Below are 11,950 nucleotides of genomic sequence, written 5' to 3'. Positions count from 1 at the left end.
CGGGGAAGGAATTGCATTACCTTCCCCAGCGGAGTCAATAAGGTATGCCAGCTTTCGCAGTGCCGCCGACAATCAGTCGACGCTGACCGGTGCACTTCGCGGCCAAGTCACCCCATCAACAGAAAATAAACGTTGGTTGATCAAGGCGCGGACAGTCGTGCCGCGGGCCCGGTAAGACGCGTTCGCAAGGGGGCGGCGATGCGTTTCCGCATCGCCAAACCGGGCATTGAGCAATCAGCTCGCCGCCAGGCCACAGGGTTCCGGTCAGGCCGGGTCGGCGATGCCGATCAGCGGGATGGTCTCAGCCGCCGGATGCCAGGCCGTGCCGCCGCGCAACGCATCCTCGGCAACCATCACCGGATCCCGACTTGCAGCGGCACGCAGGACGCCCTCGAAGTCGATAATGCCTGCCGGCTCCGGATTGGTGTGCGCAGCAACGACAGCCGCCAGAGATGACGCCAGAGAAGACGCGTCCTTCGAGACGGGTGCCGGACCTTGTTCTGCATCTGGGCTCGCAGCCGCAGCTGTGTCGGTCGCATCGTTCGTACCGTCGCCGCTGTCCATTGCGTCAGCGGCGTGGTCCAGCATGGGCCATTTCGTGCCATGGACAACGAGCAGCTTGCTCTTGCCGTCGAAGACCGTGCTCAGACTGTCGCTTGAAACGCCACCGGCCGCCTCCAGAAGCTTGATGACGCCTTTCTGCGAGTTGAGCGTGAACTCCTCCGAGTTTGAAAAGCCGACGAGGATCTGACCCATCGACTGGCCGGTGGCTTTCCAGTCCGTGATTTCCTTCTGGGAGGCCGATCGGCCGAGGACGTTGACGTAGAGTGCCTGAAGCACCGTATCGCTGACGCTGCTGTCGCCGTAACGGGTCTTCCATTCCAGCGAATTGACAAAGCCGCCCGCGATCTTGAACAGCGCCGACGGGTCCTCCCGCAGCATTGTCGTCCAGCCCTTCATGCCAACCGTGTCGGGCACCCGGCCGAAGGCAGCCTGATAGATGCGGATGATCTGCGCGCCATAGTTCATCGCCTCGGAGCCACTGGCCAGGGCCTGGACAGCCTGGAGCTTGGTCAGGGCTCCGGTGTCGATGATCATGCTCCAGTAGCCCAGTTCGGAGGTGGTCGGGCTCCGCTGCAGGATGTTGTTGAAATACTGCTTCATCAAGTCAGACGTCGTCATTGTCGAAGGTGCTCCCCGTGCAACCGTGAGGCGTTGGCCGCTGTCTGCCATCGACTAAAGCGCGGAGATTGCAGCTTCAAGACGTTATCCGGGGTGCACCCCCTCCTGATTGTACAATGTTGCCAGCGGGCCACAGTGCAGGCCCTCATCGCAAATCCGGCACAAAGAAAAACCCCGGCGTGTTTCCACGCCGGGGCTTCGATTTTCCTTGACCGGGGAGGGATCCCCGGACCTTCGGGATTAGCCGAGGGTCAGGACTGCGGTTGCACCAGCAACGGTCGCGGTGCTGAGGTCAACGAGACCAACCAGCTTGACGACCTGGTCCAGAGCTGCGCCGTTCTGGAAGGTGTTAGCTGCGCTAACGTCCTGAACAACGTAGGTGTTACCACCGAACTGGAACCACGACAGGATGCCGTTCGTGGAACCATCACCAGCAGCTGCTGCGTTCAGGTAGTCCGCGAACAGGGCGGTGTCAGCCAGGGTGATCTTCGCAGTCGTGAAGGTCGAGGTGCCCTTGTCAGCGAAGTCCAGCTTGTCGCCCTTGCCCATGCCGGTCAGCGAGGCATAGGTGTTGCCGTTGTCGTTACCGGTGACAACGAAGGTGTCATCGCCAGCGCCGACGTCGATGATGTCGAGGCCCTTGCCCGAGGTGATGGTGTCGTTGCCGGCACCAGCGTTGATGGTGTCAGCCTTGGCACCGCCGGTGATGGTGTCGTTGCCATCACCCGTGGTGATCGTGTTGGTTTCGGTCGCCGAACCGGTCACGGTGTCGTCGCCAGCGCCGGACTCGATCGTCACAGCCTTGGTTGCAGCCGAGGCGTTGATCGTGTCGTTGCCTGCACCGCCCTTGAGGGTGGCAGCGTTGGCCAGAGCCGCGGTCGTCACAGACACTGCACCCTTGGTCACGCCGGAAGCGTCGAACGAGGTCAGGACAGTGTTGCCAGCGATCGTGCCGAGGTTCAGACCGGCGTCACCGGTGACGGTGATGGTCTTTGCTGCGGTCGCGGTCAGCGCGGCGGTGTGCTGGATGCCCGTCGGGGTGGTCGCAGTGTCGTCGGTCAGGAAGTTAACCGTCTCGATGTCGGCAGCGACAACCGTGTTGATGTTGATGCCAGCCACGTTGGTGATGCCGATGTTCAGCACGTCAGCGGTGCCGGTCACAGCGTTGGTCACGGTCGCGGTGGTCGCAGCGGTGTTGGCCGCCTTGAACTCAACGGTGTTGCCCGAAGCCAGACCGGAGATGGTCACGGCATCATCAACTGCGCCTGCAATAACCTTGGTAATTGCATTGTTGCCAGCGTTGTTGAGCTTGGTCAGGTCGATCGTGCCAGCAGCACCACCGGTTGCGGCGAACTGCAGGGTTTCGAAGCCCTTGACGACACCAGCGAAGGTGGTCGTTGCAGAAGCCGTGTAGGCGTTAGCAGCAGACAGCGAAACGGTGTCGGTGCCTTCGCCGCCGGTGACGGAGCCGCCAGAGCCGAGGGTAGCCGAGCTGATGGCGACGGTGTCGTCACCCTTGCCCATGTCGATCGCCTTGGTGGTTGCACCGATGGAGACCGAGTCCTTGCCGTCGCCACCGGTGAAAGTGACGTCGGTGTTCAGGGCGGTGATGATCGTCGTGCCAGCGGTGTTGGTGCTGGTGATGACGAGGTTAGCAGCCTGAGCGCCAAGAGCGGTCGAGACGGTCTTGTCGCCAGCGAAGTCGATCTTGGTTGCTGCGTTGGCGGTCAGCGTACCACCAGTCGAAGCAGCGCCCGAAGCAGTGACCTTAACCGACGTCGCGGTTGCGTCAGCGATGACGCCGCCGGTGACGTTGTTCAGGGTCAGGTCCAGAGCGCGGGTGCCGGCAGCAGCCGTCACGGTCACGTTCTGGGCAGAGTTTGCAACGGTCAGCTTGGCCAGCGCATCAGACGTGATCGTGGCTGCACCAGTGCTGCCGTCGAGCGACACGGTAGCGAGCTTGTCGGCGCCAGCAGCAGCGTTGTCGTCAATGGCGATAGCCGCGCCCTTGGAGACGGTCACGGACTTGACGTTGCCCTTGGTGTCGATGTCGACGTTCGCGGTAACGGCCTGTTCAACCGTGATGTTCTCAAGACCCGACCAGGTCTGAACATCGGCGGTCAGCGCACCGGAGCTACCGCTGCGGATCGACAGGTTCTCGACGTTCTTGACGGTCGCAGCCGACAAAGTCGTCGCGCCAGCAGCGGTGGAGTTGGTCAGTGCGATCGTGTCGTTGCCAGCACCGCCGTCGATGGTGTCAAGCGGGTTAAAGGTCGTGTTCGCCGGTGTCGCCGCATCCAGGATACCGTTGATCTTGTCGGTGCCATTGCCGCCGGTGATGGTGTCAACGCCGGTGGTCAGCGTGTAGTTGGTGCTGCCGTAGTCAACGCCAAGCGGGCTGGTGCCGTTGAACACGGTTGCCAGGTTGGCAGTGGTGACGTCACCAGCTGCGCGCTTGAGAGCCATCACGCCAGCAGCAGAGCTTGCCTGGAATTCGGCCGAGTTGGAGAAGCCGATCAGGATCTGGGTCATGGACTGGCCAGTGGCCTTCCAGGCAGCGATTTCAGCTGCGGAACCGGTGCGGCCCAGAACGTTCTGGTACAGAGCCTGCAGAACGGCGTCGTTGACGGTGTTGTCGCCGTAACGGTTCTTCCACTCGGTCGAGTTGACGAAGCCGGCAGCAACCTTGGACAGGGCAGTGGCGTCAGCGCGCAGCTGGTCGGTCCAGCCGTTGATGCCGGTGGTGTCCGGAACGCGGCCGAAAGCAGCCTGGTAGATGCGGATGATCTGGTCGACGTAGGTCACCGACTCACCGCTGGCAGCGATGGCGTCGCGGGCCTGGGTCGTGGTCAGGGCGCCGGAGTCAACCGTCGCAACCCAGTAAGAGGTCTCAGCGGCGGTCGGGTCGCGCTGCAGGATGTTTACAAAGTACTGCTTGATGGTATCGGCGGTAGCCATATCTCAAGTCCTCTCTCGTGTTCTTTCGTCTGCCCTCTGCCCTAATGGAGCCAGACAGACGTCGAGGCCGGGCGGCGCACAGGTGCGACTCTCCCAACACGGGTTCCTCATTAGACGAGCAGCCATCTGGCCGCAAGCTGCTGATTCCACCGCTCCCGAGTGGTGTATAGTAAATTCACTACACGTGCAAGCGCGTGATTGACCCGGTCGACGGCCTGCAACTTTTGCGGCTCGCGCCACGCTGAGGATACCCAACCGCGCGAGTTTCCCGGAAACTTGCGGATTTTCAACGGGTTGTCCGGCCGTTCCCATCTTCCGGGCCGATGGGTGTCCCTGTCAAAACTGCAGATGTCATCCCGGTGTTGCCAGCCTGCAACAGGTGCGAAGGCGGATAGAGCGAAGGACATGGACGCTCGCGTTCACAGGATTCGCGGCCTCCGCTCCCGCCCGATTTGCGTCAAAGTCAGGGGCTGCCTCGCAAGCCTGTCCCGTCAGAAGCAAAATGACCCGCCGGCGTGAATGCGCCGGCGGGTCTTCGATGGCAATGGTCCTGTCGGGCTTGTCAGCCGATGGTCAGGATGTTGTCCGTGGTGCCGCTGATCGTCGATCCAACCAGGCCGATTTCACCCGCGAGCTGAATGATCTGGTCGGTGCTGTCGTTGAAGCCCGCGGTGTTGGAGCGGTCCTGCACGAGGAAGGTCTGTCCGAACAGCTGGAACCAGGAAATCGCACTGTTGGTGCCGGCTGACGTCGATGCGGCGGCCGCATCCAGATAGTCACGCAGGCTGGCCGTATCAGCGAGCTTGATCTGCTGGGCATTGAACGTCGCAGTCCCGCCACCCAGGAAGTCGATCTTGTCGCCCTTGGCGATATCTGTCACCGACGCGTAGACGACGCCGGTGTTGGCGGAGATCACGATCGTGTCTGTTCCGGCTCCGGTTGTGACCTTGTCCGCGCCGGTTCCGGTATGGATCGTGTCATCGCCGGTGCCGCCATCCAGAATGTCGGCCCCCGAGCCACTGATCAGCGTGTCGTTGCCATCGCCGCCGTTCAGCGTCGATCCGACGCTTGTCGAACCGCGCAGGGTGTCATTGCCAGCCCCGCCGTTCAAGGTGACTGACTTCAGCGCCGAGCCCGCATTGAGCACATCGTTGCCGGCACCGCCCGTCAGCGTCGCAGTATTCTCGAGGGAATGGGTCGCGTAGTCGACGCCGCCCTTGGTCATGCCAGATGCGTCGAAGCTGGTGAGCTTCGTGCCGCTGAAGCTGAGGGTCAGCCCGGCATCGCCCGAAACGGTGATCTTGCTGGCAGACGTCGCGGCCAGAGTGACCGAATGGGAAATGCCGGTCGGTGTGGTCGCGCTGTCGTCGGACAGGATATTGACGATCTCGACATTGGCCGCATTCACGGTGCCAGCGCCAATGCCGGAGGTGGCAGTCAGGCCAATGTTCAGCACATCCGCGCTGCCAGTCAGCGCGCCGGTGATGTCGGCGGTCACGGCCGCGCTGGCAGCCGCCTTGTATTCAAGGGTTGCGCCGGAGCTGAGCCCGGAAATTGTCAGGGCGTGCGCCGGGCCGGAGGCAAACACCACCTTGTTGATGGCATTGTCGCCGCCGTCTGTGCTCACCGTGTTGAGGTTCGCCAGGTTGATCGTGCCCGCTGCCGCCGTCGCGGACAGCTGCAGCACTTCAAAGCCCTTCACCTTGCTGGCAAAGGCGGTCGAGGTTGTCACGCTGATCGCGTCGGCCGGTGCCAGGGCAAGCGTATCGGTGCCAAGTCCGCCATCGATCTTGCCGCCGGTGCCGATGGTGCCGCCGTTGACGGTGACCGTGTCGTCACCCTTGCCCATCTGGATCGCCTTGGTGGTCGCGCCGACAGTGACGGTGTCCTTGCCATCACCGCCGGTGAAGGTCACGTCAGTGTTCAGGGCAGTGTTGATCTTGGTTCCGCCCGTACTGGTGCTGGTGATGGTGAGATCTGCCGGCTGAGCCCCGCCGAGGATATAGGCATTCTCCTTGGTGCCGGCAAATTCGAGCGCTGTGGCTTTACCAAGGTTCAGGGTCACGCTCGATGAGGCCGTACCGGTGCCGATGATCTTCGCCGAGGTTGCCTCGTTGTCGGTGATGGTTGCACCGGACGCAGCGTTGACGGTCAGGGTCAGCGCGCGCGTTCCCGCTGCGGCCGTGACCGTGGCCGACGCGGATGTGTTGGCAAGGGAGAGCTTTGTCAGGGCGTCCGAAGCGATCGACGCCGCGCCCGTGTTGCCGTCAAGGGAGACCGTCGTCAGCTTGTCGGTACCGGCCGCACCATTGTCGTCAATGGCCACGGTTGTGCCACCCTTGACAGTAACGGACGTCACTGCCGCCTTCGTGTCGATATCGATCGCCGCCTTGGTTCCGGCCTGCTCGACCGTGATTGTCCGCAGGTCCTTGTAGCTCGCACCCTGGACATCGGCCGTCACGGCATTGGCGCCTGAGCGCAGCACCAGATGCTCGACACCCGTGATTTTGGTGACAGTCGGCAGCGTCATGGTGCCGGCGGAGTTGCTGAGGTGAAGCGTGTCCTCGCCGCCTTTCAGGTTGGCTTCGTCAAATGCCTGGAATGTCTCCGTGGCCGTGCCATCGAGGGTGCCATAGACCGTATCGCGTCCCTCCGTCCCCTCGAACTGGTCGAGCGTCGCCTTGAGCGTGAACGAGGTCACCGGGAAGTTCGGCCGCAGCGGGTCGGTTCCATTGTAGACCGCTGCCAGCTCATCGGCCGTCTGCGCCTTTCCTGCCGCCGTCAGAAGGGCCACAATCGAACTTCCGCTGAGCTGCACAAACTCGGCCGAGTTTGCAAAGCCGAAAAGAACTTGCTCGGTGGTCAGCGCGCCGGTCAGCCCCCTGTTCACCCAGTATGCAACTTCGTTCGCGCTCCCCGTCCGCCCCAGAACGTTAGCGTAGAGCGCTTGCACCAGCGCCTCGTTGACGGCTGATCCGCCGTACCGGTTCGCCCATTCCTGGGACAAAACAAAACTGGGGCCAACTTTGGAAAAGTCTGCTCCCGATTGCAGGAAATTTGTGATCCCGGTGATATCCGGAATGCGTCCAAACGCCGCCTGATACACCCGGATCAACGCCGCCGCCGACTGCGCCTGCGGACTTTGGACGACTGCATCAATCACGTTGTCAACGGTCATGACTCCCGCCTCGACCAATGCGGTGTAGGAGTTCAGCAAACTGGATGGCGCGTCGACGAAGGTGACGTTCTTGAAGATGCGCGCGACGGTTTCTCTGGCGGTACTCAAGGCGAACTCCATCAAGCAGGAACAAGGGACGGGGAGGTTGAAACCGGAGCGTGTCGACCGCGCCCTTGGTCATTTTCCGAATTTATCATTCGTTAACAGCTATGGCGCGCGCGGCGGCGCCGCAATCGCCGTTTCCGATTTTCAACATGGATGGAAGGGGATGGGATCGGCCTGGTTGCTAAACCCTGCGATCTGCCCTTGACGTTAACGGAATGTCCGGGCAGGGTCCGGGGCGATGTGAGCCACTCCCGGAGGAGACCAGACATGCCCATTCCCGCCGCGCTGACCAAGGGCCTCAAGCTGCCGGCCATTGCCTCGCCGATGTTCCTCGCCTCCGGGCCGGATCTGGTGGTGGAGACGGCCAGGGCCGGCGTGATCGGCACGTTTCCGGCGCTGAACCAGCGCACGACGCAGGGCTATGGCGACTGGCTGGACGAGATCGCCGGGCGTCTGGCGGAAACTGGCGAGGCCGCGCCGTTCGGCGTCAACCTGATCGTGCATCGCTCCAACGCCCGCATCGAGGCCGATGTGATGATGACGGTGGCGAAGAAGGTCCCGCTGGTCATCACCTCGCTCGGCGCGGTGAAGGATGTGGTCGATGCGGTGCATTCCTATGGCGGGCTGGTGTTCCATGACGTGATCAACGCGCGCCACGCCGAAAAGGCGGCCGAGGCGGGCGTCGACGGCATCATTGCGGTTGCGGCCGGGGCAGGGGGCCATGCCGGCTCCTTCAGCCCCTTCGCGCTCGTCAGCGAGATCCGCAAGGTCTGGTCCGGCACGCTGGTTCTGGCCGGCGCGATGAACACGGGCGCCGACATTCTCGCCGCCCGCGCCATGGGCGCCGACATGGGCTACATGGGCACGCGGTTCCTCGCCACACATGAGGCGCAGATCGAGGCAGCCTACAAGGACATGATCGTCGGTGCCAGCGCCCGCGACATTCTCTATACGCCGGCAATCAGCGGCGTGAACGCCAATTTCCTGAAACCCTCGATCATCGCCGCCGGGCTCGACCCGGACAACCTTGCTTCACATGGAAAGATGGACCTGGAAGGCGAGGCCAAGGCCTGGAAGACCGTGTGGTCAGCCGGCCATGGCGTCGGCGGCATTTCCGAGGTTCTGCCGACGGGCGAGCTCTGCGCCCGGCTCATTGCCGAGTACAAGGAGGCCAAGGCCGCCGTGGCGGCCGATCGGTTCTGAGGCGGGTAGGGGAGGCGGTTGTCTCCGGTCATCCCCGCTCATCCTTCGGCCGTTATCCCCCCATCCCCTTAGAGCATCCCCGCCCAGCCAACCGCAAGAAATTATCCCGCCCGACCAACCACACGCGGTCATCCCCGCCCCCGTGCGGGGATCCAGCCGGGCGACTGACTGGACGGGGCGCTGCGGACCCGTTTTGAGGCTGCCTGGATCCCCGCGCTTTGTTTGTGTTGTGCGGGGAGTGGATCCCCGCACGGGGGCGGGGATGACCGCAAAGGGAAGGGAAGACGTCCGAGGGCGCGGCTGAAGCCTCTTCAAGAAACAAAAAAAGGCCGGACGTGCTGCCCGGCCTTCTGTCCAAGTCACCCCTGAAGGCTGAGCTCAGCCCTTGGCGCCCTGGCCACGGGAATAGATGTCCTCGTAGCGGATGATGTCGTCTTCGCCCAGATACGCCCCGGTCTGCACCTCAATCAGCACCATCGGCACCTTGCCCGGGTTTTCCATCCGGTGGATGGCGCCGAGCGGGATGTAGACCGACTGGTTTTCCGTCACGAGCCTGACGTCGTCGTTCACCGTCACGCGCGCGGTGCCGGACACCACGATCCAGTGCTCGGAGCGGTGCACGTGGCTCTGCAGCGACAGCGCCGCGCCGGGATGCACGACGATGCGCTTGACCTGGAACCGGTCGGCGAGCGCCAGCGTCTCGAACCAGCCCCACGGCCGGTGATCGCGCGGGAAGGTCTCGGCCTGGCGCGCGCCCTTCTGCTTCAGCGCCTCGACGGCGAGCTTCACGTCCTGGGCGCGGGACTTGTCGGCCACCAGCACGGCGTCATTCATCGCCACCGCGATGACATCCTTGAGGCCAATGCCGACGAGCTGCAGCCCGTCGCTGTCGGAGCGCAAGAGCGTGCCGTCGCAGTCGATGGCCGAGGCCTCGCCGCCAAGGCTGTTGCCGCGCGCGTCCGGGCCCATTTCCTTGGCCACCATGTCCCAGCCGCCCAGATCTGACCAGCCGGCGCCGAAAGGCACGGCGGTGAGGTTGGTCGCGCGCTCCATCACCGCATAGTCGATGGAGATCGACGGCGCACGGGCAAAGGCCGCCGGATCGAGCCGCAGGAAGCCGAGGTCGGACTTGGCGTCCGCGACCGCGCTTGTGACGGGCTCCATCAGGTCCGGCGCCAGCGCCTGGAAGGCGTCCAGAATGGTGGAGACCTTGAACAGGAAGATGCCAGCGTTCCAGAGATAAGAGCCGGCGGCGAGCATCGCCTCGGCCTTCTCCCGGTTCGGCTTCTCGACAAAGCGCTTCAGCGCAACGGGCTCGCCTTCGGCGGCTGCGGCCGACAGCTCCAGCCAGCCATAGCCGGTCTCGGCATGGGTCGGGCGGATGCCGAAGGTGACGATCTGGCCGCTTTCAGCCGCCGGAACGCCAGCCGCCACGGCGGCGCGGAAGGCAGCCGGGTTCGGCACCACATGGTCGGACGGGGCAACGAGCATCAATCCGTTGGGATCGCTCTTGGCGATATGGAGCGCTGCGGCCAGCACGGCGGGCGCGGTGTTGCGCGCTTCCGGCTCGATTAGGATCGCGCCCGGGTCAATACCCACAGCGGTCAGCTGCTCGGTGACGATGAAACGGTAATCCGATCCGGTGATGACGACGGGCGCGGCAAAGCCGTCCGCCGACAGCCGCTTCGCCGAGCCCTGGAACAGGCTTTCCTCACCGATCAGCGGCGCAAACTGCTTGGGAAAGCTCTTGCGCGACAAAGGCCAAAGGCGGGTCCCGGAACCGCCAACCAGGAGAAGGGGAGTGATCATGACGCAATCCTCAAATGAAAGGTTTTCAGAATTTCGCTCAACGAGATTTCGATGCACTAGCCCTAGCACGCTCTAAGTGAAAGTGGGGCCGAAGCTATTTCAAAAACGTCTATCCACAACTGTCCCCGCAGGTCAACTGCATTGAAGTCCCCTCGTCAGGCAACCCTCGGAGCCATGGGATGATTACCGGTTTTATTCACTCGGGTGCCGCTCCCACCAACATTTACCGCGCGGTCTGTGTGCCCGGAATGGGGCCAAGCGGCGCGAAGGTGGTTTTCGGCGTGGTGGCCAGACCATGCGTGCCGGCGCCCTGTACCAGCAAGGTCAGCTCGTTGACATGCAAGATGAACTCCGGCGTCAGATACTGCGGATTGTTTTCACGTATCTCCTTGGCCATTTCGGCAATGCCGACGAATTTGTCCTGCGCGTAGATCTCCTTGCGTCGCACCCATTCGAGTAGCCTCTGCTTCATCGATGACCGCTGGGTCTGATCCTTCATGACTGCGGCCGATTTCCAGTTGCGCACAAGTGGCAGGCGCTTGCCGCCTATACCGAACAACCGGCCAAGAAGAGGGTGCGCGCGCAGGGTCTGGAACTTGCGGGCGTTGAGGCTGGTCTTGCTGTAGCGCTCCAGATAGACCGGCGACCTATAATGACGATAGCTGTCCCCGACAACCTCGCCTTTGTCTCCGATCACCCGCATGCGATGATCGCGCGGAGCAACGAAACTGCAGGTGATGCGCGCGGTCGCCCCACTGGCAAAATGCAGACAAGCGACCGAATAGTCCGGAGTGCCCACATAGGGGGGGAGGCCGGCGGCCTTGTTCTCGATAAGCTCGCTGGAGAAGGCAGTGACTGTGAGCGCGGGGCCCAAGAGTGCGCAGATCCACACAAGGTGGTATCCCAGATGCTCGTAGGTGCAACCCTCGCGCAACTCTTCTTCCAGGGGCCATGGCGCGCCAGTCGGGCTTTTGACCTTGTCGAAATCGAGCAGGTGGATCGGATTGTCGTCCAGTTCGGCATAGATCAGCCTCGGCTTGCCGATCGCCCCTTCTTCTACCGCTTTGAACATGGTGCGCACCATGTCGCTGTAGATGTTGCAGGGCGCGGCATAGAGGCGAACGCCATTGTCCCGGGCGATCTCGAACAGGCGGGCGGATTCCTCCAGGCTCTTGGTGAGCGGCTTTTCGGAATAGACATGCTTGCCGGCTTCGAGTGCCCGCTTCGTCACTTCGAAATGGGCATGGATGGAGGTCAGATTGACGACAATCTCAACGTCACTGTCGCCTAGCAGTGCGTCGTAACTGTCATAGATCCGGAACTTGTAAAAATCATGGACGCGTCTGTTGCGCTCAGGATTGATGTCGAACACGCCAAGGACGGTAATCTCAGGGTGGGCGCGCAGCGTTCGCATGTAAATGTCGAAGACATAGCCGCAACCGACAATGGCAATTTTCATGGATCTGGTCTCAAAATCAGGTCGAACAAAAAGAAAAGCGAAGGGCAGGGCGAAAG

6 protein-coding genes are annotated in these 11,950 nt (G+C 62.6%); 1 reads left to right on the top strand and 5 read right to left on the bottom strand.

Translation table 11 applies throughout. The features are described 5' to 3' along the window. Positions 1-264 precede the first annotated feature (264 nt). The 3 genes from OVA12_RS16340 to OVA12_RS16330 all read right to left on the bottom strand — a co-directional run bounded on the left by OVA12_RS16340 (position 265) and on the right by OVA12_RS16330 (position 7,426). A complete protein-coding gene (locus tag OVA12_RS16340; protein WP_268139181.1) occupies positions 265-1,182 on the bottom strand; it encodes a DUF4214 domain-containing protein in 918 nt (305 codons plus the stop codon). A gap of 240 nt (positions 1,183-1,422) precedes the next feature. Further along, a complete protein-coding gene (locus OVA12_RS16335) occupies positions 1,423-4,140 on the bottom strand; it encodes a DUF4214 domain-containing protein (RefSeq protein WP_268139179.1) in 2,718 nt (905 codons plus the stop codon). Positions 4,141-4,702: 562 nt separating this feature from the next. Next, on the bottom strand, positions 4,703-7,426 hold the full coding sequence (locus OVA12_RS16330) for a DUF4214 domain-containing protein (RefSeq protein ID WP_268139177.1): 2,724 nt from the start codon (positions 7,424-7,426) through the stop codon (positions 4,703-4,705). 264 nt (positions 7,427-7,690) lie between these two features. On the opposite strand from OVA12_RS16330, the gene OVA12_RS16325 reads away from it, so the two are divergent. After that, positions 7,691-8,626: an NAD(P)H-dependent flavin oxidoreductase gene (locus OVA12_RS16325; RefSeq protein WP_268139175.1), complete on the top strand. Its 936-nt coding sequence runs from the start codon at positions 7,691-7,693 to the stop codon at positions 8,624-8,626. Between the two features lie 378 nt (positions 8,627-9,004). Here the strand turns inward: OVA12_RS16325 and OVA12_RS16320 are convergent, their stop codons facing one another. Then, the gene (locus OVA12_RS16320; RefSeq protein WP_268139173.1) at positions 9,005-10,435 is read right to left on the bottom strand and encodes a mannose-1-phosphate guanylyltransferase/mannose-6-phosphate isomerase; all 1,431 of its coding nucleotides are present in this window, start codon (positions 10,433-10,435) and stop codon (positions 9,005-9,007) included. Between the two features lie 223 nt (positions 10,436-10,658). Beyond that, a complete protein-coding gene (locus OVA12_RS16315) occupies positions 10,659-11,894 on the bottom strand; it encodes a Gfo/Idh/MocA family protein (protein WP_268139171.1) in 1,236 nt (411 codons plus the stop codon). Positions 11,895-11,950: the final 56 nt, after the last annotated feature.

This window comes from Pannonibacter sp. SL95 (assembly GCF_026672425.1).
Lineage (GTDB): Bacteria > Pseudomonadota > Alphaproteobacteria > Rhizobiales > Stappiaceae > Pannonibacter.
The sequence above is the reverse complement of the archived record's forward strand: the minus strand, read 5'-3'. Positions and strand labels throughout refer to the sequence as shown.